The sequence below is a fragment of the Thioalkalivibrio sp. ALE25 genome, assembly GCF_000377285.1.
In the GTDB taxonomy this organism is placed as follows: domain Bacteria; phylum Pseudomonadota; class Gammaproteobacteria; order Ectothiorhodospirales; family Ectothiorhodospiraceae; genus Thioalkalivibrio.
This window is the reverse complement of record NZ_KB897928.1, coordinates 121,214-146,294: the sequence shown is the minus strand read 5'-3', so window position 1 is coordinate 146,294 and position 25,081 is coordinate 121,214. Positions and strand designations below refer to the sequence as shown.

The window sequence follows — 25,081 nt, the reverse complement described above, 5'->3', positions numbered from 1 at the left end:
CGGACTTAGTCGTTCTTGTCCATCTGTTCCTTCAGCAGATCGCCCAGCGTGGTACCGCCGCCGGCATTACTGCCGTAGTCGGAGACCATCTCGGCTTCTTCCGCCCGGTCCTTGGCCTTGATCGACAGGCTGATGGCGCGGGTCTTCTTGTCGACGCCCATGAACTTGGCCTCGACCGTATCGCCCACCTTCAGCACGGTGCTGGCGTCTTCCACGCGGTCCTGGGAGATATCGGCCGCGCGCAGGATGCCGTCGATGCCGTCAGCCAGTTCGACCACGGCTGCCTTGGCGTCCACTTCCTTGACCGTGCCGGAGACAATGCTGCCCTTGCTGTGCTCGGCCACGAAGTTGGCGAACGGATCGCGATCCAGCTGCTTCAGGCCCAGGGAGATACGCTCGCGCTCGGGATCCACGGACAGGACCACGGCCTCGACCTCGTCACCCTTCTTGAAGTTGCGAATGGCTTCTTCGCCCGCTTCGTGCCACGACAGATCGGAAAGGTGGATCAGGCCGTCGATGCCGCCTTCCAGGCCGACAAACACACCGAAATCGGTGATCGACTTGATCTGGCCGCTGACCTTCTCGCCGCGGTTGTGGTTGGCCGCGAAGTCGTCCCACGGATTCGACTGGCACTGCTTCATGCCCAGCGAGATGCGGCGGCGTTCTTCGTCCAGGTCCAGGATCATCACCTCGACCTCGTCGCCGATCGCGACCATCTTGCCCGGGTTGACGTTCTTGTTGGTCCAGTCCATCTCGGACACGTGCACCAGGCCTTCCACGCCGTCTTCGATTTCCACGAAGCAGCCGTAGTCGGTGATGTTGGTGACCTTGCCGAAGATGCGGGTGCCGGTCGGGTAACGGCGGGTGATGTTCTCCCACGGATCCTCGCCCAGCTGCTTCAGGCCCAGCGACACACGCATGCGCTCGCGATCGAACTTCAGGACCTTGACCTCGACTTCCTGGCCGATCTCGACCACGTCGGACGGATGCTTGACGCGCTTCCAGGCCATGTCGGTGATGTGCAGCAGGCCGTCGATGCCGCCCAGATCCAGGAACGCACCGTAATCGGTCAGGTTCTTGACGATGCCCTTGACCTGCGCGCCTTCCTGCAGGTTCTTCAGCAGTTCCTCGCGCTCGGCGCTGTATTCCTGCTCGACCACGGCGCGGCGCGACACGACCACGTTGTTACGGCGGCGATCCAGCTTGATGAGCTTGAACTCCAGCTCCTTGCCTTCCAGGTACGCGGTATCGCGCACCGGACGGACATCCACGAGTGAACCCGGCAGGAACGCCCGGATATCGCCCAGCTCGACGGTGTAACCGCCCTTGACCTTGCCGGAGATCTTGCCGGTGACGTACTGCTCTTCTTCCATCGCACCTTCGAGACGGTCCCAGGCCTTGGCCCGCTTGGCCTTTTCGCGCGACATGCGCGTCTCGCCGAAACCGTCTTCCGGGGTCTCTAGGGCCACTTCGACGACATCGCCGACCTTGACCTCGAGCTCACCCTCGTCGTTCATGAACTGCTCGGTGGGGATGACCCCCTCGGACTTCAGGCCGGCGTTCACCACGACGACGTCCGGGGTGACCTCAATGACGGTGGCACTGAGGATGGCACCCGGCTGCATCTGGGTGTAGGCCATGCTCTCTTCGAGCAGTTGCGCGAAACTTTCACTCATGGATTTGTGAACCTGTGGTTTAACAAATGCTTGCAGAAACTTCCTGCAACCAGTTCTAGACGTTGATGATCCCGCTTCCGACGGCTTATTCCGCGGGGCGGGGGCTTTGTTCCGGGAGTACGTCCCGGAGGCGCTCCAGGATCATGTCCACCACGCCAACGATGTCGAGGTCCGTGGTATCCAGTTCCCAGGCATCTTCGGCGGGCTTGAGGGGGGCCACGCTGCGTTCGCGGTCGCGACGGTCGCGGGCCTCCATCTCGTCCTGAAGGGCGGAGAGATTAGCACTAAGTCCTTGTTCCTTCAACTGCATGTAACGCCGGCGTGCCCTTTCCTCCGCGGAGGCGGTGAGAAAGATCTTCAGGTCCGCCGCGGGGAAGACCACGGTCCCCATATCGCGCCCGTCCGCGACCAGCCCGGGGGGCTTGGCGAAGCCTCGCTGGCGCTCCAGCAGGGCCTCGCGCACGGCCGGGATGGCGGCCACCTGGGAGGCGTCGCTGCCCGCCTGTTCGGTGCGCAGCAGCTGATCGACCGGCGCCCCCTCAAGCAGGGTCGTGACCGCCGTAGCGTCTCGATTCACCTCGAAGTCGACGTCGAGACCGGCGGCCAGTCGAACGAGCGCGGCCTCGTCGGTCAGCTCGACCCCGTGCTGGCGTGCTGCCAGCCCCAACAGACGGTACAGCGCGCCGCTGTCCAGCAGATGCCAGCCCATGGCGGCGGCCACGCGCATGCAGACCGTGCCCTTGCCGGCCCCGCCCGGGCCGTCGATGGTCAGTACCGGAACTTCCGAACTCATGCGGCCTCCAGCTGCAGCCCGGCCTCGCGCGCAAGCGCCACAAAGCCGGGGAAGGATGTACCCACGTTCGCGCAATCGTGGATCAGGATGGGGGCGGTGGCCCGCAGCCCCGCCATCGCGAACGACATGGCGATACGGTGGTCGCCATGACTGTTGATCTCGCCACCGGTGAAGCCGTCGCCACCCCGGATCCGGATACCATCTGGCTGCACGGCGCAGTCGACCCCGAGTGCGGCGAGGCCGTCGGCCATCACCTGGATACGGTCGCTCTCCTTGACCCGCAGCTCCTCGGCGCCGGTCAGTACGGTCTCGCCCTCGGCGCAGGCCGCGGCGACGAAGATCGCGGGGAATTCGTCGATCGCCAGCGGCACCAGGTGCTCCGGAATCTGGATCCCCTTGAGCCGGGCGGCCTCGACCTCCAGATCCGCCACCGGCTCGCCGCCCGCTTCGCGTTCGTTGAGGATGCGGATCTCGGCGCCCATCAGGCGCAGGATATCGATTACGCCGGTGCGGGTCGGATTGATGCCGACATGCTCCAGGCGCATGCGCGAACCGGCCGCGATCGAGGCACCGACCAGGAAGAAAGCGGCCGAGGAGATATCCGCCGGCACATCGACCGGACTGGCGATCAGCCGGCCACCCCCCTCGACGCAGGCCCGTGGCCCGTCGCGTTCGACCGCGTAACCGAAGCCGGCCAGCATGCGTTCGGTGTGATCCCGTGTGGGTGCCGGCTCGGTCACGCAGGTCTTGCCATCCGCCCACAGGCCGGCCAGCAGCAGGGCCGACTTCACCTGGGCGCTGGCCACCTCGAGCACGTGATCGGTACCCCGCAGAGGGGCGCCGCCATGCACCCGCAGCGGCGGCGTCCCGGCATCGCTGGTCTCGATCCTGGCCCCCATGCGGGCCAGCGGGTTGGTGACCCGGCGCATCGGACGCCCGGAGAGGGAGCGATCGCCGACCAGTTCACTGTCGAAGGCCTGCCCGGCGAGGACCCCGCACAGCAGCCGCATCGCGGTCCCCGAGTTGCCCATGTCCAGCGCAGTCGGCGGGGCCTGCAGCCCGCGCAGGCCGGCGCCCTGGATGCGCACGCAGCCCGGTCCGGTGCGCTCGATGGCCACGCCCATCGCGCGGAAGGCCTCCAGCGTGGCAATGCAATCCGCCCCTTCGAGAAAGCCGGTCACATGGGTCTCGCCCTCGGCCAGCGCCCCGAGCATGATGGCGCGGTGGGAAATCGATTTGTCGCCCGGCACGCGGGCGTGGCCCGCAAGCTGGCCTCCGGGCTGTACGGTAAAGGTATTCATGGGGTTTCAGGTATCCAGTTGTGCATCCGCGGGGTCGCAGAGGCGATCGCGGGTTTCCTTGGCATGTTCAAAGCTTTGTTCGATGGTGGCGGCATCGCCGCGTTCGATCGCGCCGCGCAGCGTCTCGAGGTCGTTCTGGTATTGCCCGATGACCTCGAGGATGGCGTCGCGGTTGGCCAGGCAGATATCGCGCCAGACCACCGGGTCACTGGAGGCAATGCGCGTGAAGTCGCGAAACCCGCCGGCGGCGTAGTGAAAGATCTCGTCGCGTTCGCTCATGTTCGCCAGCGACGAGACCAGCGTGAACGCCAGCACATGCGGCAGGTGGCTGGTCGCGGCCAGGACCCGGTCATGATGCGCCGGGGTCATGTATTCGACCCGCGCGCCGGCGGCCTGCCACATGGCCGCCACGCGGTCCGTGGCCAGCGGGTTGGTGGCATCGGCCGGCGTCAGGATGACCAGGCGATCGCGGAACAGACTGGGGAAGGCGGCCCCTACCCCACTTTTCTCGGTCCCGGCGATCGGGTGGCCGGGCACGAAGGCGCGCGGGACCGCACCGAAGCCGGCGCCCACCGCATCGATCACCGCCTGCTTGCTGCTGCCCACGTCGGTCAGCGGGCTGTCCTCGGGCCAGGCGGCCGCCAGGTCGCGGGCGAGCGGCTCCATCGCGCCCAATGGCACGGCGAGCACGCCCAGGTCGGCGCCCTCCGCGGCCGCGGCGACGTCCGTGGTCCAGCGGTCGATCACGCCCAGCCGCTGAGCTTCGCGCAAGTTGTCGGCATTGCGCGAGCAGCCGACGACCTCGCGGACCGCGCCGGCCTCGCGCAGGGCCAGCGCCAGCGAGCCGCCGATCAGGCCGACCCCGAAGATGACCAGCCGTTCGATCACGCCAGGACCTTGTCGAGTGCCGCGAGGAAGCGGTCGTTGTCTTCCCGGGTCGAGATGGTGACCCGCAGGTGACCGGGCAGGCCGTAATTCTCCACCGGCCGCGTGATGACGCCCTCGCGCAGCAGGCCTTCGTATACCGGGGCCGGATCACGCCCGGTGTAAAAGGTCACGAAGTTCCCCACGGACGGGATCACACGCAGCCCCTTATCCCGCAGGGCCGCCGTCACCTGCCGCAACCCGTCACGGTTGACGGCCACCGACTTCTCCACATGCGCGGTATCGTCCAGCGCCGCAAGGCCCGCGGCCTGGGCAATGGCGTTGACATTGAACGGCTGTCGGACCCGGTTGAGCAGGTCGGCGACCGCCGGGGAACTGACCGCGTACCCCAGGCGCAGTCCGGCCAGGCCCTGGATCTTGGAGAAGGTCCGGGTCACGATCAGGTTTGGATAGCGATCCAGCCACTGCGTAGTGTCCGGATACCCGGCTGCCTCGACGTATTCGAAATAGGCCTCGTCCACGACCACCACGGTGGTCGCCGGCATCGCCGCCACGAAGGCCTCCAGCGCCGAACCCTCCAGCCAGGTCCCGGTGGGATTGTTCGGATTGGCCACGAACACCACGCGCACGTCGCCATCCACCCGTGCCCGCATGGCCTCGAGATCATGCCCGAAGGGCTGCTCCGGATGGTCGGCCCCCAGCGCGGGCGCGACCCGTGCCTCGGCATCGACCGCCTGGGTAACCAGCGGGTAAACCGCAAACGCATGCGCGGAGAACACGGCTGCCCGGCCCGGTGCCAGCCAGGTGCGCGCGACCAGCTCCAGCACCTCGTTGGAGCCGTTTCCGAGCGTGATCTGTTCCGGGGCGACGCCATGGCGCTCGGCCAGTCGCGCCTTCAGCTCGAAGCCGTTCCCGTCGGGATAGACATGGGCCTCGGCCAGCGCCGCGCGGCCCGCCTCCACCGCAAGCGGCGACGGGCCCAGGGGGTTCTCGTTGGAGGCCAGCTTGATCGCCTGGCGAATACCGAGTTCGCGCTCCAGTGCGGCGACGGGCTTGCCGGGCTGATACGGGCGGAGGCCCTGGACCCCGGCGACCGCCAGGGCCACGGGATCAAAGCCCGGGCCGGCCGCAGCGGATACGGAAGGGTTGGATGCCATGCGGGAAACCTCGGGGATAGCGGGTGGGCGTGTCAGGTGGCGGCCTGGGGATAGCTACCCAGGACCTTGACGGTATCGGCACTGGCGCGCAGCTGCTCCAGGCAGTCGCGGATCAACGGGTCCTGCTGGTGCCCGACCAGATCGAGGAAGAACACGTAGTTCCACGGCGTGCAGCGCGAGGGGCGCGACTCGATCCGGGTCAGGCTGATGCCGGCCTCCGCGATCGGCTTGAGCAGCGAATACAGCGACCCTGGCCGGTTGGCGGTACTCAGCATCACCGATGTACGGTCCGCCCCGCTGGGTTGCGTGGTCCCCGAGCCGATGATCAGGAAACGCGTCGTGTTGTCGGCGCGATCCTCCACATGCGGGGCCCGCACCGGGACGTCGTAGTGTTCGGCAGCCGCCTGGCTGGCCAGCGCCGCCGCGGTGGGATCCTGCGCCGCGATCTCGGCCGCCCGGGCGTTGCTGGAGACCGCCTCGCGCTCGGCATGGGGCAGTTCGCTATCCAGCCACTGGCGGCATTGCGCCAGCGCCTGCGCATGCGCGAGGACCCGCCGCACCTGCCCGAGATCCTCGGCCCGGGACAGCAGGTGGTGGTGGATCGGGGTCACGACCTCGCCACAGATCTGGAGGGAGGAATCCATGAAGCAGTCCACGGTGTGGGTGACGACCCCCTCGGAGCTGTTCTCGATGGGAACCACGCCGAACTGCGCGCGGCCGGTCTCCACCGCGCCGAACACCGCATCGATCGAGGCCAGCGGCTGGGTCTCGACGGCATGGCCGAAGTGCTTGCGCGCCGCCAGGTGAGTGAAGGTCCCCACCGGTCCGAGATAGGCGACATGGAGCGGATGCTCGAGCGCCAGGCACTCGGACATGATCTCGCGGAACAGCCGCGTGATGGCCTCGTCGGACAGCGGACCGGGATTCCGTTTGCGCACCCGCCGGAGGATCTCGGCCTCGCGCTCCGGACGGTAGAACACCGGGTCGCTCTCCTGGCTGCGCTTGACCCGCGCCACCGCCTCGGCGCAGCGGGCGCGCTCGCTCAACCGCTCCAGGAGCTCGGCATCCAGCGCGTCGATACGCGCGCGCAGGGCCGCGAGATCTTCGCGGTCCTCGGCGGATGGCGACGAATGCGGATCCCCGGCCATCGCCTACAGCACCCGGGCCCGCAGCACGCCGTCGATCCGGTGCAGGGCGTCCAGGGTCTCCGCGTCGGGGTGGCCGTCCACGTCCATCAGGGTGTAGGCCAGATCGCCACGGGAGTCATTCATCAGGTGCAGGATGTTGATATTCGATTCGCCCAGCGTGTGCGAGATGCGGCCGACCCGGTCCGGCAGGTTCCGGTTGATGATCGCGATGCGGGTATCCCCCTTGCGGTCCAGCACCAGGGTCGGCAGGTTCACGGAGTTCACCACGTTGCCGTTCTCCAGGTAGTCCCGTAGCTGGTCGGCGATCATGACCGCGCAGTTCTCCTCGGATTCGGTCGTCGAGGCGCCCAGATGTGGCAGGGTAATCACCCGCGGGTGGCCCACCATGCCCTGTACCGGAAAGTCCGTGATGTAGGCATGCAGTCGATCCGCATCCAGTCCTTCCCGCACGGCCGTGTCATCGACGATCCCCTCGCGGGCCAGGTTGAGCACCATGGCCCCGGGGTTCATGCCGGCCAGCGTCTTCGCGTTCACCAGGTTGGCGGTGTTCTCGGTCAGCGGCACGTGTACGGTGACGGCGTCGGCCCCTTCCATGGCCGCCTCCACCGAGCGCGCCCGCTCGATGCCGGAATCCAGGCGCCAGGCGTTTTCCACCGTGACCTTGGGGTCGAAGCCGACCACTTCCATGCCCAGCGCACGGGCGGCGTTGGCGACGCCGACCCCGATCGCCCCAAGGCCCAGGACGGCCAGACGCCGGCCCGGCAGTTCGAAGCCGGTGAACTTCTTCTTGCCCTGTTCCACCGCGGACATGAAATCTTCCTTCGAGGGGTCCAGCTCCTGCACGTAGCCAGCCGCCGGCAGCAGGTTGCGGGCACCCAGCAACAGCCCGGCGATGACCAGTTCCTTCACCGCATTGGCATTCGCGCCGGGGGCGTTGAACACGGCCACGCCGCGCTCGGACAGGGCCGCCACCGGGATATTGTTGACCCCGCTCCCGGCGCGCCCCACCGCCAGGACCGAATCCGGGATCTCCACCGAATGCAGGTCGAAGGAGCGCAGCATCAGCGCGTCCGGCTGATTGATATCCGAGGCGACCTCGTAATGGTCACGCGGGAAACGATCCAGCCCGCGCACGGCGATGTTGTTGTAGGTCTGAATCCGGTACATCACGACCTCCTCGTCCGGTAGCGTCCCCGGCAACAGCGATTCGACGGGATCAGGCGTGGCGGTTCTCGAAGTCCGCCATGAACTCGATCAGCGCATCCACGGCGCTCTCCGGAACGGCGTTGTAGATGCTGGCGCGCATGCCGCCCACCGACCGGTGGCCCTTCAGCGAGGACAGGCCGGCCGCATCGGCCTCGTTCAGGAAGGACCCGTCCAGGGCGTCGTCCGCGAGGATGAACGGCACGTTCATCCAGGAGCGGGCCGCGGGCTCCACCGGGTTCCGGTAGAAGGCGGAATTGTCGATGTACTGGTACAGCTTGGCCGCCTTGCGCTGGTTGATCTCGGCCATCGCCTCCAGGCCGCCCTGCTCCAGCAGCCACTCGAATACCAGCCCGGCCAGGTACCAGCCAAAGGTCGGCGGGGTGTTGTACATCGAGTCATTCTTCGCTTGCAGGGCCCAGTCCAGCACCGCCGGCACGGGTGCCTGGCGCTCGCGTTCCAGCAGGTCGTTGCGCACGATCACCACGGTCAGGCCGGCCGGGCCGATATTCTTCTGCGCCCCGGCATAGATCACGCCAAACTTCGAGACATCGATCGGGCGCGACAGGATGGTCGAGGACATGTCCGCGACCAGCGGCACGTCACCCACATCCGGGATATCGGGAAACTCCACGCCGCCGATGGTCTCGTTCGGCGTGTAGTGCACGTAGGCGGCATTGGGGTCCAGGTTCCAGGAGGCACGATCCGGGATCGAGTCGTAGCCGCTTGCCTGCGAACTCGCCACGATGTTCACCGGCCCGTATTTCTGGGCCTCCTTGATCGCCTTGCCGGACCAGGCCCCGGTATCGATGTAGTCGGTGCTCTGGCCATTGGCCAGGTTCAGCGGGATGGCCGCGAACTGTCCGGTCGCCCCGCCCTGCAGGAACAGGACCGAATAGTTCTCGGGGATGTTCATCAGCTTGCGCAGGTCCTGCTCGGCCTTCTCGGCCACGGCCATGAACGGCTTGCCGCGGTGACTCATCTCCATCACCGACATCCCGGACCCGCGGAAGTCCAGCAGCTCGTCACGCGCCCGCTCGAGTACCGCCTGCGGCAGGGCCGCCGGCCCCGCGCTGAAGTTCATCACTCGCGTCATGCCTGTTCTCCATCGTCGCTGGATTCGGGACCCGTCTCCGGGTCCGCTCCGGTTCCCATCTCGTCGGATTCTTCGTCGCCGGCCTCGCCCTGCAGCTGGGCCACGCGGGCCAGCTCGACCAGGTTCTCGCCTTCGTCAAGCCGAATCAGCCGCACGCCCTGCGTATTGCGCCCGATCAGCGGAATCTGATCCACCGGCGTGCGCACCAGGGTCCCGCCGTTGGTGATCAGCATCACCTCGTCATCGTCCAGGACCCGCGAAGCCCCGACCAGCGGGCCGTTGCGCCCCTCGGTCTGGATCGCGATCACGCCCTGGCCGCCACGGCGGTGGACCGGGAACTCGTCGAAGCGGGTGCGTTTGCCGTAGCCATGCTCGGTCGCCAGCAGCGCCGATCCCTCGTCTACATTCAGCAGGGCAATCACCCGGTGATCGCCTTCCATACGCACCCCGCGCACGCCACAGGCGGTACGCCCCATGGCGCGCACGTCGCTCTCGTGGAAGCGCACGGCCTTGCCGGCCGTGGTCACCAGCATCACGTCGAGGGTGCCGTCGGTCAGGGAGACGTCCACCAGGTGGTCGCCCTCGCGCAGATCCACGGCGATGATGCCGGAGGCCCGGCGGCGCGAGAAATCCGTCAGCGGTGTCTTCTTGACTGTCCCCTGCGCGGTGACCATGAACACATAGTGGTCCGGGTCGTATTCGCGCACCGGCAGGATCGCGTTGATCCGCTCGTCGGACTCCAGCGGCAGCAGGTTCACGATCGGCTTGCCGCGCGAGGCGCGCGAGCCCTGCGGCAGCTCGTAGACCTTCAGCCAGTACACCCGACCCCGGCTGGAGAAGCACAGGATCGTGTCGTGGGTGTTGGCCACCACCAGACGGTCGATGAAGTCCTCTTCCTTGAAGCTGGTCGCGGCCTTGCCACGCCCGCCCCGGCGCTGCGCGCGGTAGTCCGCCACTGGCTGGTACTTCACGTAGCCGGCGTGCGAGAGCGTGACGACCACGTCCTCCTCGCCGATCAGGTCTTCCAGGGTCAGGTTGGCCTGGCGTTCGCGGATCTCGCTGCGGCGCTCGTCGCCGAACTGTTCGGCCACGGCCAGCAGCTCGTTGCGGATCTCCAGTTGCAGGCGATCGCCGGAGCCGAGGATATCCAGCAGGTCGTCGATCAGCTCCAGCAGCTCGCGGTACTCGTCCAGGATCTTGTCCTGTTCCAGCCCGGTCAGGCGGTGCAGGCGCAGGTCGAGGATCGCCTGCGCCTGGGCCTCGGACAGGCGATAGCCGTCGTCCCCCACGCCGTATTCCGGCGCCAGGTCCTCCGGTCGCGAGGCGCTGGCCCCGGCGCGGTCCAGCATGTCGCTGACCACGCCCAGCGGCCAGCCGCGGGCCAGCAGGCCGGCCTTGGCCTCGGCCGGGTTGGGGGCGGCACGGATCAGCTCGATCACGGGATCGATGTTGGCCAGCGCGATCGCCAGGCCTTCCAGGATATGCGCGCGCTCCCGGGCCTTGCGCAGATCGAAGATCGTGCGCCGGGTGACCACCTCGCGGCGATGCCGCAGGAACGCCTCCAGCACCTGACGCAGATCCAGCACCTTCGGCTGTCCGTCGACCAGGGCGACGATGTTGATGCCGAAGACGTTCTGCATCTGGGTGTGCATGTACAGGTGGTTCAGGACCACCTCGGCCATCTCGCCACGCTTGAGCTCGATGACCAGACGCATGCCGTCCTTGTCCGACTCGTCGCGCAGCTCGGAGATGCCCTCGATGCGCTTCTCCTTCACCAGCTCCGCGATCTTCTCGGTCAGGCGTGCCTTGTTCACCTGGTAGGGCAGCTCGGTAACCACAATCGCCTCGCGCTGGCCACCCTCCAGCGGCTCGACATGCGAGCGTGCCCGGATCAGGACCCGGCCGCGACCGGTACGGTAGGCCTCGCGAACGCCCTCGATGCCGTTGATGATGCCGGCCGTCGGGAAGTCCGGGCCCGGCAGGTGTTCCATCAGACCATCGATGGAGATCTCGGGGTCGTCGATCAGGGCCACACAGGCGTTGATCACCTCGCGCAGATTATGCGGCGGGATGTTGGTCGCCATCCCCACCGCGATCCCGGCGGAGCCGTTGACCAGCAGGTTGGGGAACTTGCTCGGCAGCACCGCCGGCTCGCTCTCGGAGCCGTCGTAGTTGTCGATGAAGTCGACGGTTTCCTTGTCGATGTCGGCCAGCAGTTCCGCCGCGATGCGCGCCATGCGCACCTCGGTGTACCGCATGGCCGCCGGGGAGTCGCCGTCGATGGAGCCGAAGTTGCCCTGCCCGTCGGCCAGCATGTAGCGCATCGAGAACGGCTGCGCCATGCGCACGATGGCGTCGTAAACGGCGGAATCGCCATGCGGGTGGTACTTACCGATCACGTCACCGACCACACGCGCCGACTTCTTGTAGGGCTTGTTGTAGTCGTTGCCCAGCTCGCGCATCGCGTAGAGCACGCGGCGATGGACCGGCTTGAGGCCGTCACGGACATCGGGGAGGGCCCGGCCCACGATTACGCTCATTGCGTAATCGAGGTAGGACTGCTGCATCTCGTCTTCGAGATTGACCGGGAAGATTTCCTTGGCAAATTCAGCCATCGAGGGTTACGCCGTCCGTCTGAACAAGCTCGCGATCATACCACAGGGGTAACCACTGGGGCTCGGCTTTTCGCGCCTCAAAACGGTTCTCCGGGCCTCTCAGGCCCGAAGACCGTCCACCGGGGGCGCGTTTGAGCGCTCGTCAGTGAGCGGATGCGAGCGTCTCCGGGGCCGTGGGCTCGCGCAGCGCCGCGAGCCGCTCCGCCGTCGGCGCCTCCACGACCCCGCGTTCGGTGACGATGGCATCGATCAGCTCCGCCGGGGTCACGTCGAAGGCCGGGTTGTAGCCTCGGGCGCCTTCGGCCGCCACGCGCTGACCCGCCAGCGCCAGCACCTCGTCCTCGCCGCGCTGCTCGATGGGGATACCGGTCCCGTCCGGCATCTCGAAGTCGATGGTCGCGACCGGCGCGGCCACCATGAACCGGACCCCGTGGGCACGCGCCAGGAGGGCCAGGCCGTAGGTCCCGATCTTGTTTGCGGTGTCGCCATTGGCGGCGATCCGGTCCGCCCCGACAATCACCCAGCCGACGCGGCCCGAGCGCAACAGGCTGGCCGCGGCGCCTTCGCACAGCACCTGTACGGGGATCCCGTCATGTACCAGCTCCCAGGCGGTCAGGCGGCTCCCTTGCAGCCAGGGCCGGGTCTCGTCGGCGAAGACCTCCTCGATCCGTCCGGCATCCCAGGCGGCGCGGATCACGCCGAGGGCCGTGCCGTAGCCCCCGGTGGCCAGCGAGCCCGTGTTGCAGTGGGTCAGCACCCCCTGCCCCGGCTCGATCAGCCTCGCGCCGAGCGCGCCCAGCCGCCGGTTGCCGGCGATGTCCGACTCGAGCATCCACTCCGCCTCGGCCTGCGTCGCCGCGACCGCCGCCTCCGCGGACGGGCTCGCGTCCACCAGCGCCTGCATGCGATCCAGCGCCCAGAACAGGTTCACCGCCGTGGGACGCGCCGCGCGCAGGGTTTCGATATCCGCCGCAATGCTCGCACGCCAGTCGTCCCGCCCGGTCGCCCGCTGGCAGGCCAGTACCACCCCGAAGCCCGCGGTAATCCCGATCGCCGGCGCCCCGCGCACCACCATGTCGCGGATCGCGGCGGCCACGGCCGGCGCATCCCGGTAACGCTGCCAGAGGTTCTCGCCCGGCAGCCGACGCTGGTCGAGCAACTGAAGTTCGCTGTGGTGAAAGCGAATCGGGCGAATGGTGTCGGAGTGTTCACGGTTCATCCCGTCATTCTACCAGCCCGCCTGCGGTTTCGGGCCCGCGCGGACAGCCTGGCGGCAGGGGCGCTCCGGCGTCTGGCGCGGGCCGCCACAACCGCCGGGAACCCGCCCGGTGGCCGGGCCCGACCTTCAGTTCCGTATCCGCCTCAAGCCGCAGGGCCCCCTGGCGGCCGGTCCCCTGCAGCGGGACGCAGGCCCTGTCCAGGCGCTGGCGTGCCGCGCCGGCCAGCCCCCTGCCCTGCGCATCGGTGCTGGCCCAGGCCATGGCGGGGCGGGCGTCCTGCAGCCAGCCGCGGCTCAGGCTGTCGGCGCCGGCCCCGCGGGGCACGACCAGCAGGTCGCTGCTTCGCTGTTCCGCCCCTTCCTGCATCAGCACGGCCTCGCCCAGGCCGCCGAGCCCGCCGGTCAGTACCAGCCGCACACCGCCAGCCGTCTCCACCGCCAGCACGCAGGAGGCCGAGGCGCTCCCGTCCCAGCCGGCGGGTGGATGGAGAATCTCGAAATCGACGCCATCCCATTCCCAGACCTCGCCTGCCTCGCAGGGCCGTTCCCCGGGTCCTTGCGGGCGGCGCCGCAGGACCTCGCCCACAGGTAGCGTCGCGCGTACGGCGGCGGCCCCGCCGGAATGCGCGGCATGCTCGTGGCTCAGGATCATGCGGTCCAGGCGGCGTACCCCCTCCGCACGCAGGCTCGGAATCACGATCTGATCCCCCGCGCTGTAGCCCCCGGCGCGCCCGGGACCGGCATCCCATAACAACGCATGGTGGCGGGTCTGCAGCAAGAGCGACTGCCCGTTCCCTACATCCAGGAGAAGCGCCCGTACGCTGCCCGCATCGATCTGCGGACGCATGGGCAGGGCCAGGGCGATGCCGGCCAGCACCACCCACGGAGCGGCGAGGCGCAGGCGCGGCAGCAAGGCGACCAGCACCGCGACCCCGCCCAGGAGGCTGGCCGCCAGCGGCACCCGCCGCTCGTCCACCAGCACGGGCACGTGCGAAAGGCCGTCCAGTAGCCCGACCAGCAGCATCAGGATCCCGTCGCCGAGATGCAGGAACGGCTGGCCGAGCGGTGCCCACAATGCCGCCAGACCGGCCCCGACCAGCAACAAGGGCAGCACCAGCAGGCTGATCACCGGCACCGCCACCAGATTGGCGACGGGCGCCACCCAGGACCCCAGCTGGAACCAGGCCAGGCTGAGGGGAAGCATGGCCAGCGCGAGCATCACCTGAATGCTGCCGGCCGCGCGCCAGCCCGGACGGCCCGAACGGCCCTGCAACAGCAGAAGAATCACCGCCACGGCGCCGAAGGAAAACCAGAAGCCCGGAGCCAGCACACTGGTCGGCCGCCACAGCACCACGGCGATCGCCGCCAGCATCAGTCCGCGCCAGGCAAACGCCTCGCGCCGCCACAACAGCGCGGCCATAAAAGCCGCCAGCATGATCAGCGCGCGCTGGGTCGGAATGCTGAAGCCGGCCAGCGCGGCATAGAGCGCAGCCCCGGCGAGGCCCGCCAGCGCCATGAAGGCCGGCTTGCGTATCCGCGCCTGCACCGGGACGAGCCCGGACCAGGCAAGCCCCGCGAGCAATCCGACAAACCCGGCGACGAGGCCGACATGCAGGCCCGAGATCGCCATCAGGTGGTTGGTCCCGGTCCGCAGGAAGGCCTGCCACTCCTCGTCGGTCATGCCCTGCCGGTCGCCGATGACGAGCGCCTGCACCAGCCCGGGGTGGCGCAGCCCCGGGGCCGCCTGTTCCAGGCGCTCGCGCAGCGCACCGCGCATGCGATGCAACCCGGCCCGCCAGCGGGCGTCCTGAATCCGGGGTGCCCGGGCGTCCTCTAACGCCTCGAAGTCGAGCAGTGTCGCGGATCCATGCAGGCCCTCGCGGTAGTACCAGCCGGCACGATCGAACCCACCCGGATTCGCCGGCCCCCGGGCCGGCCGCAGGCGCAGGGTCATGTAGCCATGCGATCCCGCCTCGAGATCGGGGCGCGCGGGGTACGTCGAAACCAGCAGTTCGCGCGCCCGAAACGCTTCCGGTCCCGATCGGGTCGCGGCCACCCGTATCCGGAAACGGCTGCGACGTTCGCCATGTTCCGGCAGACTGATGATCGTGGCGAACACGGTGGCCTCCTCCCCGGCCAGGGCGGGAGGCAGCGCATGTTCCAGCCAGGTGTCCGCGTTCTGCTGGACCAGCCCCCAGGCGAGCAGCGCACCCAGCGCCAGCGTCCAGGGCCAGAGGCCCGGATAGCCGAGGCGCCGCAGGCCGAGGCTGACGCCCGCGGCGGCCAGAAACAGGGCCAGTATGGGTCCCGGCATCAGCGGAACCGGTTCGGGCAGCCGGTGAAGGCCCCACGCCGCCGCGATCAGCCCGAGGGCAAAGCCCGTCACAAAAGGCCTCGTTGACCGGGCGCCATGGCCGGACCGGATTTGGCTTGCCCCGCCGACCATGGTCCCGCACGTACAATAGCGGCGAGAATGCACGGCAGGTGCGCGGCGGCGCACCCACGCACGACGGACCATCGGCAGCCCGGTACATGGCAAGACACATCATCAAGAAGATGTTTCCCGGCATGGAACACATGCGCGGGCACAAGGCGCTCGCCCCGCTGGGGCCGCGCCTGGGTTCGCCGGATTTGTGGCATCTGAACCGCCGCTCCGTGGCTGGTGCGTTTGCCGTCGGGCTCTTCGTGGCCTTCCTGCCACTGCCCATGCAGATGCTGATCGCGGCCGCCGTGGCCGTGCTGGTCCGCGTCAATCTGCCGATCTCGGTGATCCTGGTCTGGATCTCCAACCCGGTCACCATGCCGCCCATGTTGTATCTGGCCTACACGATCGGGCGCAAGCTACTGGACGAACCGCGTCGCGACATCCATCTGGACTGGAGCTGGGAGTGGTTCTCCACGGAGCTGCTGACGATCTGGCAGCCCCTGCTCCTGGGCAGCGTCCTGCTCGGCGCGGCAGCCGGCCTCTCGGGGTACTTGCTGGTGCGTTTCCTGTGGCGGCTGAACGTCGTCCAGCGCGTGCGCAGCCGGCGTTACCTGCGACGGCTGCGCAAGGAAATGGCGGAACGCCAGGCGGCCGCGCGGCGGGATGGCCGCCCGCCGGATGACCGGGGCGCCTGAAGCGAGAGAGACACGCGGTCTATTCGTGCGTGGCGAGCTGACCGTCGAACGGTTGCAGCTCCAGGTGGCCCTTGACCAGTTGGACCGAGCGATCAAGCTCGCGCGCCAGGGTGATGTCGTGGGTCACCAGGGCCAGAGCGGTCCCGGTGGAACGGTTCATCGCGCGCAGCAACTCGAACACCTGCGCCGCCCGTTCCTGATCCAGGTTGCCGGTGGGTTCGTCCGCCAGGATGGCCGAGGGGCGCGTCACCAGCGCCCGGGCGATCGCGACCCGCTGGCGTTCGCCACCGGAGAGCTCCGCGGGTTTGTGTTCCAGGCGGGGTTCCAGGTCCACCTGGCCCAGCCAGTGGCGTGCCTCGGCCCGGGCCTTGCGGTTGGAGACCCCGCGGATGAGCAGCGGCAGGGCCACGTTCTCCGCCGCGGTCAGCTCGGGCAGCAGATGGTGAAACTGGTAGACGAAGCCGAGGTGCTGGTTGCGCAGGTGGCCACGTCGGGCCTCGCTCATGCGGGTCCAGTCCATTCCCAGCAGGCGCACGGACCCCGCCGTCGGGCGGTCCAGCCCGCCCAGCAGGTGCAGCAAAGTGCTCTTGCCGCTCCCCGAGGCCCCGATGATCGCCGTCTGGTCGCCGGGCTGCAGGGCAAAGTCCACCCCGCTGAGAACGGCCACGTCCAGCTTGCCGTCGCGGAAACGGCGCTCCAGACCGACCGCCTCGAGGACCGGGGTGTCGTGATCAGTCATAGCGCAGCGCCTCCGCCGGCTGGGTGCGGGCGGCACGCCAGGCCGGGAACAGTGTGGCCACCACGGTCAGCAGGAAGCCGAGCACCCCGACCCGGAGCACATCCGCAAGCTTGAGCTCCGAGGGCAGGTCGCTGATGTAGTACACCTCGGCGGACAGGAACTCGATGCCGGAGACCCGCTCGATGAAGGGGACCACCACGTCGATGTTCGCGGCCAGCGACACCCCGGCGATGGTGCCCAGCAGGATCCCGATCGCCCCGATCACCACCCCCTGGACCATGAAGATCACCATGATCCCCGCCGGCGACAGCCCGAGCGTACGCAGAATGGCAATGTCACCCTGCTTGTCGGTGACCAGCATGATCAGGGTCGAGACGATGTTGAAGGCCGCGACCGCGACGATCAGCGACAGGATGATAAACATCACCATCTTTTCCATCTGGATCGCGCGGAACAGGTTGGCGTGCTGGCGTGTCCAGTCGGACACCCGGAAAAGCCCGTCCAGCTGGGCCGCCACGTCGCGGGCCACCACACCCGCTTCCATCATGTCGGTCAGGCGCAGCCGCAGCCCGGTCACCTGTTCGCCCATCTGAAACACCGCCTGGGCGTCTTCCAGGTGGATGAACGCCGTCCCGCGGTCGTACTCGTACATCCCCACCTCGAACAGGCCGGAGACCTCGAAGCGGCGCATGCGCGGCATCACGCCGGCCGGCGAGACGGAGGCCTGGGGCGCCATCAGGATGATCGAGTCGCCGACCCGGACGCGCAGTTCGGCCGCCAGTTCCCGCCCGAGCACCACCCGGTAGCGCCCCGCCTCCAGGCTGCCCAGCTCGCCCTGCAGCATGTGCTCGGCAATGCGCGCGACGCGCTCCTCTGCCTCGGGCTCCACGCCCCGGATCAGTGCCCCGGAGATATTCCCGCGCGCACTCAGCATGGCCTCGCCCTGGACATACGGCGCGGCCGCGACCACCCGCTCGTCGATCTCCGGGGCCTCGCGCTGCAGGCGTTCCCAGTCCCGCAGCCCGCCATTGGCCTCGCGGATCGTGGCATGCGAGGCCATGCCCAGGATGCGGTCGCGCAACTCGCGTTCGAACCCGTTCATCACCGACAGCACCGTGATCAACGCCATCACGCCCAGGGCCAGCCCGATGATGGACACCACCGAGATGAACGAGATGAAGTGATTGCGCCGCTTCGCGCGCGTGTAGCGCAGGCCGATGGCGAGAGTCAGGGGGCGAAACATCGCGAAATCATGCCAGAGATACCCGTTCGCGCCTATAGCCCGGCGGACCTGCGTTGAGGGAGGGGAGGCATGGCGTCACGCTAGACGCTACCATGGGACTGTCCAGCAAACGGAGAGTCGGCCATGCCAGGGAAATGCAACGCCTCTAACCCCACCCCGAAGACCACTGTGCGCACCGTCGCCAGCGCCCTCGTCCTGGCATTGTTTGCCGGGGCCATGGCGACTGCATCGGCCGACATCCTGCGCAGTCCCGATGGTGGATTCACCGTGAAGGAACGCGAAGGGGTTCCCACCCGTGGCCAGACCCAGGCCGCGGTAATCCGCCAGCACGGCGAGCCCGAGCGACGCCATGCCACGGTGGGCGATCCGCCGATTACGCGCTGGGACTACGCCGACTTCTCCGTGGTCTTCGAGGGCGAATACGTCCTGCACAGCGCCGTGCGCAACGGATCCAGCGCCGATCGTCCATGAGCACCGGGGAAACCGCCCCGGCAGTCACGCAACGCCGGCTCCCGGCCGAATGGGAGCCCCAGGGCGCGATCCAGCTCACCTGGCCGCATGATGACACCGACTGGGCCCCGGTCCTGGAACAGGTGCATCCGGTGTTCGCGCTGATCGCGGCGAGCATCAGCCAGTACCAACCGGTGATTATCGTCGCGCGCGACCCTGAACACATCGAGGAGATCTCCGGCTTTCTCACCGAGACCGCGATCCGTCCGGATCGCCTGTGGTTCGCGCTGGCCCCCAGCAATGACACCTGGGCGCGCGATCATGGCGCTATCACCGTATTCGATGGCGACCAGCCGCGCCTGCTGGACTTCACCTTCAACGGCTGGGGGGGCAAGTATCCCGCGGACCTCGACGACGGCATCACCCGGGCCCTCGCGAGCCAGGGCGTCTTCGGGAGCTGCGTGCCGGAGCCGACCGGCCTGGTCCTGGAGGGAGGCTCCATCGAATCGGACGGCGCCGGCACCCTGCTGACCACCGCGCGCTGTCTGCTCTCCGCCACCCGGAACCCGCAGCTGGATCGCGCGGGCATCGAGCAAAGCCTGGCCCGATGGCTGGGGGCCCGGCGCGTGCTCTGGCTGGAACACGGCCAGCTGGAGGGCGACGACACCGACGCCCATATCGACACGCTGGCGCGCTTCTGTGCGCAGGACACCATCGCTTATGTCCAGTGCGACGACCCGCAGGATCCACACTACCCGGAACTGCAGGCAATGGAACAGGAGCTACGGGCCCTGCGCCAGCCGTCCGGCGAACCCTACCGCCTGATCCCCCTGCCCTGGCCCGCCCCGATCTTCGAGGATGGCCGGCGACTGGCCGCGACCTATGCGAATTTCCTGATCCTGAACGGAGCGGTCCTGCTGCCGGTGTATGACGATGCCGCGGATGCCGTCGCCCGGGACCGGCTCGCCGAGGCCTTTCCGGGACGCGAGATCGTGGAAATCGACTGCCGCCCCATCATTCGTCAGGGTGGCAGCCTTCACTGCCTGACCATGCAGTATCCCGCGGCCGCCCTCGGCATCCCGCAGGAATAACCGCCAGCACGAGTCCCCATCATGTCCCGTGACACCCTGTCCGTTGCCCTGATCCAGCACCAGGACGCCGGCAGCGTCGAGGCCAACCTCGACGCCACCGCTGCGGCCGTGGCTACGGCCGCGGCGAACGGCGCCCGCCTGGTGGTCCTGGCCGAACTGCATACCGGCCCCTATTTCTGCCAGACCGAGGATCTCGCCACCTTCGATGCGGCCGAACCGATCCCCGGTCCCAGCAGCGAACGCCTGGCGGCGATCGCGCGCGAGCACGGCGTGGTCCTCGTCGGCTCCCTGTTCGAGCGGCGCGCCCCGGGGCTCTATCACAACACCGCCGTGGTCTTCGAAACCGACGGCCGCCAGGTCGGCACCTACCGCAAGATGCACATCCCGGACGACCCGGGTTACTACGAGAAGTACTACTTCACGCCGGGCGATACCGGCTTTGTGCCCATCGATACCTCCGTCGGCCGGCTTGGCGTCCTGGTCTGCTGGGACCAGTGGTATCCCGAGGCCGCGCGTATCATGGCGCTGTCCGGCGCCGAGCTGCTGATCTACCCGACCGCGATCGGCTGGGACCCGCAGGACACCCCCGAGGAACAGCGCCGCCAGCAGGAGGCCTGGATCACTGTCCAGCGCGGCCACGCGGTGGCCAACAACCTCCCGGTGATCGCCTGCAATCGCACCGGCCACGAGCCCGACCCCTCGGGGCATTCGCCCGGCGCAACCTTCTGGGGCACGAGCTTCGTCGCCGGGCCTCAGGGCGAATTCCTGGCCCGGTCCGGCGAGGACGCGCCGGAGATCCTCGCTGTCGAGCTGGATCGTATCCGCACCGAGGCCGTGCGCCGCCAATGGCCCTTCCTCCGCGACCGCCGCATCGACGCCTACGCCCCCATCCTCAAGCGCTACATCGACCCCGACTGATTTCCCTGAACGCAAACAAAAGCGTTTACAGGAAGAAGGGAAGATTGGAAGGGGGATGATTTGAGCGGCCGCAGGGGCACGACAGGCGCCGTGTCAGGCAACGGCGTCCTCATGATTTCTTCGCCCTGAAACCCTTTTTGCCTTCCAGGCTTCCTGTGAATCGCCCTTGACCGACACGCTTCCTGTGAATCGCCCTTGACCGACACAAGGACCTCGCGCACCCGTGCGGCGGAATCCGTATAATCGCGACCCTTTCCGCAGCCCCGATCCGCAGGCCCATGTCCGAAAAACGGCGCAATCCGCTTCAGCCCGGCCGCCTCCCCGGCTCCGGTTTCGAGATCTGGTCGGGACTCAACGCCACGGCGGCGACCCTCGCCCTCTCCCGCAATGCCGCGGCGTTCGATCGCCCGCTGCTGGTCATCACGGAATCCAACGAGGCCGCCGACCGCTGGCAGGAGGAATGGGAGTTCTTCGCCGGCGACCAGGACCTTCCGCTGCTGCGCCTGCCGGACTGGGAAACCCTGCCGTTCGATGTCTTCTCCCCGCACGAGGACATTATTTCGGAACGCCTGCGCACGCTGTACCACCTCCCCGGTCTGGAACGCGGCATTGTGCTGATGCCGGTTTCCACCCTGATGCAGCGTCTCCCGCCGCGCGACTGGCTGACCAGTCAGGGGCTCTCCCTGCAGACCGGCCAGCGGCTGGATCGCATGACCCTGCGCGAGAATCTCGCCGAGGCCGGTTACAACGCCGTGCAGCAGGTCATCAGCCATGGCGAGTTCGCGGCCCGCGGGGAGATCCTGGACCTGTTCCCGATGGGTGCCGACGAGCCCGTGCGGATCGAGTTCCTGGATGACGAGATCGACTCCCTGCGCCAGTTCGATCCCGAATCGCAGCGCTCCACCGAAAAGGTCGAGCGCCTGGAGATCCTCCCCAGCCACGAGTTCCCGCTGAACGATACGGCCATCCGCGAATTCCGGACACGCTACCGGGCTCAGTTCGCCGGCGACCCCACCCGGCACCCGATCTACCGCGACATCAGCGAGGGGCTGGTCCCGCCGGGTATCGAGGCCTACCTGCCACTGTTCTTCGAGGGCATGGACACGGTATTCGACTACTGCCCCGAGGCCCAGGTGGTGCAGCTCGGCAATATCGCCGGCGCCGCGGAGGAGTTTGCGCAGGAGATCCGCGATCGCTTCGAGCAGTTGAGCCACCAGTACGATCGCCCGCTGCTGCCGCCGGAGCGGCTCTATCTGGATATCGACCAGCTCGGGAACGCCCTGCGCGCGCACTCCGGCGTGGCCATGGGCCACCCGGCCGCACCACTTCCCGCGGACCGTGGCGCCGAGATCGCGTTCACCTGCGACCCGCTCCCGGAACTGGGGATGCAGCAAGGCCGTGAAGACCCGGCCCAGCGGCTGAAGGCGTTCATCGAAGGTCAGCAGCGAGTCCTGCTCGCCGCGGAATCGGCCGGGCGGCGCGAGGCCCTGCTGACCCTGCTGCGGGAACAGGCCGTCCCGCACCATCCAGTGGAGAACTGGGACGCTTTCCTCGATGCCGGGGCGGGCCTGCACGTCACCGTCGCCGCCCTCGGGGAGGGTTTCGTCCTGCCCGATGGCGTCGCGGTCGCCCCCGAGGCCGCGCTGCTCGGCGAACGGGCCCGCCAGACCCGCGGCCGCAACCGCAGCACCCGGGACGCGGATGCGGTGGTGCAGAACCTCAGCGACCTCACCATCGGTGCGCCGGTGGTGCATGAGGAACAGGGCGTGGGCCGCTACCTCGGGCTGCAGACCCTCGACTTCAACGGCCAGCCCTCCGAGTTCCTGACCCTGGAATACGCCGATGGCGCCAAGCTCTACGTGCCGGTCTCCTCGCTGCATCTGATCAGCCGCTACACCGGTGCCGATGCCGAGCACGCCCCACTGCATCGGCTCGGCAGCGAACAATGGGACAAGGCGCGCCGCAAGGCCGCGGAAAAGGCGCGTGACGTGGCCGCGGAACTGCTGGACATCCACGCCCGGCGCGCGGCGAAACAGGGCACCGTCTTCGCCACCGACACCCCCGAATATCACGGCTTCGCCGCGGGATTCCCGTTCGAGGAGACCCTGGACCAGCAACAGGCGATCGACGCAGTCCTCGCGGACATGGCCGATACCCGGCCCATGGATCGCGTGATCTGTGGCGATGTCGGCTTCGGCAAGACCGAGGTGGCGATGCGCGCCGCGTTCGTCGCGGTGCAGAACAAGAAGCAGGTGGTGGTGCTGGTCCCCACCACCCTGCTCGCCCAGCAGCATCACCAGAATTTCACCGACCGTTTCGCCGACTGGCCGGTCCGCATCGAGTCCCTGTCGCGCTTTCGCAGCGCCAAGCAGCAGGCGGCGGTGCTGGAAGGCCTGAAGGACGGCAAGGTCGACATCGTGATCGGCACCCACAAACTGCTGCAGGCCAACCTCGACTTCTCCAACCTGGGCCTGGTGATCGTTGACGAGGAACAGCGCTTCGGCGTTCGCCACAAGGAGGCGCTGAAGAAGCTGCGCGCCGAAGTGGACATGCTCACCCTGACCGCGACCCCGATCCCGCGCACCCTGAACATGGCCCTGGCCGGCCTGCGCGACCTGTCGGTGATCACCACCCCGCCGCGCGAGCGCCTGGCGATCAAGACCTTTGTCAACGAATGGAACGACGCCATTATCCAGGAGGCCTGCCTGCGCGAGATCCGCCGTGGCGGCCAGGTGTACTTCCTGCACAACGAGGTGAACACCATCGAGCGCACCGCCCAGCGCGTGCAGGAGCTGCTGCCCGGTGCGCGGGTAGGAATCGCGCACGGCCAGATGCGCGAACGCGAGCTGGAACAGGTGATGCTCGACTTCTATCACCGGCGCTACAACATTCTGGTCTGCACCACGATCATCGAAACCGGGATCGACGTCCCCACCGCCAATACCATCGTGATGAACCGTGCCGACAAGCTGGGCCTGGCGCAGATGCACCAGCTGCGCGGGCGCGTCGGCCGTTCGCACCACCGCGCCTATGCCTACCTGATCACGCCACCGGAAAAGGCCATGACCGCCGACGCGAAGAAGCGCCTGGAGGCCATTGCCTCGCTGGAAGACCTGGGCGTCGGTTTCACCCTGGCCAGCCACGACCTGGAGATCCGCGGCGCTGGCGAACTGCTGGGCGATGAACAGAGCGGGCAGATCCACGAGGTCGGCTTCTCGATGTACAACGACCTGCTCAACCGCGCGGTGAACGCCCTGCGCTCCGGCAAGATCCCGGAGCTGGAGGGGCCCGAGGCCACCGGCACCGAGGTCGAGCTGGGCCTGCCGGCCCTGCTCCCGGACGACTACGTACCCGACGTGCATACCCGGCTGATCCTCTACAAGCGGATCAGCAGCGCCGCCTCTGCCGACGCCCTGCGCGAGCTGGAGGTCGAACTGGTGGACCGCTTCGGCCTGCTCCCCGCCCCGGCCAAGGCCCTGATGGAGGCGGCCCGCCTGCGCCTGAAGCTCACGCCGCTCGGCATCCGCAAGCTGGAACTGGGACCGGCCGGGGGCCGTCTGGTCTTTGGGCCGAGTCCCAATCTGGACATCGCGGCCCTGATCCAGCTGGTGCAATCCGATCCGCAGGCGTACAAACTGGACGGCCAGAAGGCCTTCCGCTTCTTCGCACCAATGGAGACACTGGAGGCCCGGGCGCAGGCCGTTCTGCGTCTACTGGATACCATCAGCCCCGAACAGCAGGCCGCCTGAATGCCCAAGAACACCTTCCTCGCCCCGAATCCCCTGCGTCGCCGGATCCTGACCGGACTGGCCGCACTGCCCGTGGTCGGCCTGAGTGGCCCGGTAATCGCCCAGGCCGGGCGCCGGTACCGCATCGAACTGGTGATCTTCGAGCACCGCACAGAGGAGAGCCGGCGGCTGCAGATGGAGCTCGCGGCTCCGCGCGAACCGCTGTTCGGCGAATCGGAGCTGGGTGGGCGGAACTACCGGGATTCGCGCCGCGGCTTCGAACTGCAGCGGGTGGTACGGCGCGTGGAGGATTCCGGCGCCGGGCGTATCATCGCCCGCCTCGCCTGGGACCAGACCGGGCGCGACCATGCGTCGGCCCCCTGGCTGCGGGTCCAGCAGGGGCGGCGCCTGGGGGTGCACGATGCCCTCGGGGATGCGAGCGGCCTGTCACCCCGCCCGCTGGCCGAAGCCGTCGAGGAGCGCTTCGAGCTGGAGGGCCGCCTGCGCATCTGGGTGGGACGCTTCCTCCACCTGGAGACCGACCTCATCTACCACGTCGAGGAGCCGCTGGATGACCGCCCCCCACGCGCAATCACGGTGCGCGGCAGCCAGCGCATGAACTCCGGCGATGACCTGTTCTACCTGGATCACCCGGTGATCGGCATGATCGCCCGCGTCACCCGCATCGACGAGACCTGA

Annotated in this window: 19 protein-coding genes; 6 read left to right on the top strand and 13 right to left on the bottom strand. The window is 68.1% G+C overall.

Translation table 11 applies throughout. The annotated features are described in order from the left end of the window. Window positions 1-5: 5 nt before the first annotated feature. The 11 genes from rpsA to C996_RS0104630 all read right to left on the bottom strand — a co-directional run bounded on the left by rpsA (window position 6) and on the right by C996_RS0104630 (window position 15,410). Window positions 6-1,712 carry a 30S ribosomal protein S1 gene (gene rpsA / locus C996_RS0104680; RefSeq protein ID WP_255349356.1) on the bottom strand — a complete coding sequence of 569 codons (1,707 nt, stop codon included), beginning with the start codon at window positions 1,710-1,712 and terminating at the stop codon, window positions 6-8. 49 nt (window positions 1,713-1,761) lie between these two features. Then, window positions 1,762-2,469 (bottom strand): (d)CMP kinase, encoded by a 708-nt coding sequence (cmk, locus tag C996_RS0104675; protein WP_018866297.1) that lies wholly within the window; start codon window positions 2,467-2,469, stop codon window positions 1,762-1,764. Next, window positions 2,466-3,770, bottom strand: coding sequence for a 3-phosphoshikimate 1-carboxyvinyltransferase (gene aroA / locus C996_RS0104670; RefSeq protein WP_018866296.1), 1,305 nt, complete (start codon window positions 3,768-3,770; stop codon window positions 2,466-2,468). The genes cmk and aroA overlap by 4 nt, the downstream gene beginning before the upstream one ends. 6 nt (window positions 3,771-3,776) lie before the next feature. Continuing rightward, a complete protein-coding gene (locus tag C996_RS0104665; protein WP_018866295.1) occupies window positions 3,777-4,658 on the bottom strand; it encodes a prephenate dehydrogenase/arogenate dehydrogenase family protein in 882 nt (293 codons plus the stop codon). Continuing rightward, window positions 4,655-5,812: a histidinol-phosphate transaminase gene (hisC, locus tag C996_RS0104660; RefSeq protein WP_018866294.1), complete on the bottom strand. Its 1,158-nt coding sequence runs from the start codon at window positions 5,810-5,812 to the stop codon at window positions 4,655-4,657. Before hisC ends, C996_RS0104665 begins: the two co-directional genes overlap by 4 nt. A gap of 32 nt (window positions 5,813-5,844) precedes the next feature. Next, window positions 5,845-6,960: a prephenate dehydratase gene (pheA, locus tag C996_RS0104655; protein ID WP_018866293.1), complete on the bottom strand. Its 1,116-nt coding sequence runs from the start codon at window positions 6,958-6,960 to the stop codon at window positions 5,845-5,847. A 3-nt stretch (window positions 6,961-6,963) separates the two neighbouring features. After that, window positions 6,964-8,127 (bottom strand): phosphoglycerate dehydrogenase, encoded by a 1,164-nt coding sequence (locus tag C996_RS0104650; protein ID WP_018866292.1) that lies wholly within the window; start codon window positions 8,125-8,127, stop codon window positions 6,964-6,966. A gap of 49 nt (window positions 8,128-8,176) precedes the next feature. After that, window positions 8,177-9,259, bottom strand: a complete 1,083-nt coding sequence (gene serC, locus C996_RS0104645) for a 3-phosphoserine/phosphohydroxythreonine transaminase (protein ID WP_018866291.1) — start codon at window positions 9,257-9,259, stop codon at window positions 8,177-8,179. Next, complete coding sequence (gyrA, locus tag C996_RS0104640) at window positions 9,256-11,874, bottom strand: DNA gyrase subunit A (RefSeq protein ID WP_018866290.1); 2,619 nt, start codon at window positions 11,872-11,874, stop codon at window positions 9,256-9,258. The genes serC and gyrA overlap by 4 nt, the downstream gene beginning before the upstream one ends. Before the next feature lie 142 nt (window positions 11,875-12,016). Then, the gene (mtnA, locus tag C996_RS0104635; RefSeq protein ID WP_018866289.1) at window positions 12,017-13,093 is read right to left on the bottom strand and encodes an S-methyl-5-thioribose-1-phosphate isomerase; all 1,077 of its coding nucleotides are present in this window, start codon (window positions 13,091-13,093) and stop codon (window positions 12,017-12,019) included. A gap of 4 nt (window positions 13,094-13,097) precedes the next feature. Further along, entirely contained in the window at window positions 13,098-15,410 is a 2,313-nt protein-coding gene (locus C996_RS0104630) for a DNA internalization-related competence protein ComEC/Rec2 (protein ID WP_051076895.1), read from the bottom strand. 215 nt (window positions 15,411-15,625) lie between these two features. On the opposite strand from C996_RS0104630, the gene C996_RS0104625 reads away from it, so the two are divergent. After that, window positions 15,626-16,213 (top strand): DUF2062 domain-containing protein, encoded by a 588-nt coding sequence (locus C996_RS0104625; protein WP_018866287.1) that lies wholly within the window; start codon window positions 15,626-15,628, stop codon window positions 16,211-16,213. Window positions 16,214-16,232: 19 nt separating this feature from the next. Here the strand turns inward: C996_RS0104625 and C996_RS0104620 are convergent, their stop codons facing one another. Together C996_RS0104620 and C996_RS0104615 are read right to left on the bottom strand one after the other, a co-directional pair. Beyond that, complete coding sequence (locus tag C996_RS0104620) at window positions 16,233-16,952, bottom strand: ABC transporter ATP-binding protein (protein ID WP_018866286.1); 720 nt, start codon at window positions 16,950-16,952, stop codon at window positions 16,233-16,235. After that, the gene (locus C996_RS0104615) at window positions 16,945-18,195 is read right to left on the bottom strand and encodes a lipoprotein-releasing ABC transporter permease subunit (RefSeq protein WP_018866285.1); all 1,251 of its coding nucleotides are present in this window, start codon (window positions 18,193-18,195) and stop codon (window positions 16,945-16,947) included. Before C996_RS0104615 ends, C996_RS0104620 begins: the two co-directional genes overlap by 8 nt. A 123-nt stretch (window positions 18,196-18,318) precedes the next feature. Between C996_RS0104615 and C996_RS0104610 the strand changes: the two genes are divergently transcribed. The 5 genes from C996_RS0104610 to C996_RS0104590 all read left to right on the top strand — a co-directional run bounded on the left by C996_RS0104610 (window position 18,319) and on the right by C996_RS0104590 (window position 25,081). Continuing rightward, window positions 18,319-18,666, top strand: coding sequence for a hypothetical protein (locus tag C996_RS0104610; protein WP_051074646.1), 348 nt, complete (start codon window positions 18,319-18,321; stop codon window positions 18,664-18,666). Further along, a complete protein-coding gene (locus tag C996_RS0104605; protein WP_018866283.1) occupies window positions 18,663-19,736 on the top strand; it encodes an agmatine/peptidylarginine deiminase in 1,074 nt (357 codons plus the stop codon). The genes C996_RS0104610 and C996_RS0104605 overlap by 4 nt, the downstream gene beginning before the upstream one ends. A gap of 21 nt (window positions 19,737-19,757) precedes the next feature. Continuing rightward, window positions 19,758-20,654 (top strand): carbon-nitrogen hydrolase, encoded by an 897-nt coding sequence (locus C996_RS0104600; RefSeq protein WP_018866282.1) that lies wholly within the window; start codon window positions 19,758-19,760, stop codon window positions 20,652-20,654. Between the two features lie 278 nt (window positions 20,655-20,932). Next, a complete protein-coding gene (gene mfd, locus C996_RS0104595) occupies window positions 20,933-24,403 on the top strand; it encodes a transcription-repair coupling factor (protein ID WP_018866281.1) in 3,471 nt (1,156 codons plus the stop codon). Continuing rightward, a complete protein-coding gene (locus C996_RS0104590; RefSeq protein ID WP_018866280.1) occupies window positions 24,404-25,081 on the top strand; it encodes a CsiV family protein in 678 nt (225 codons plus the stop codon).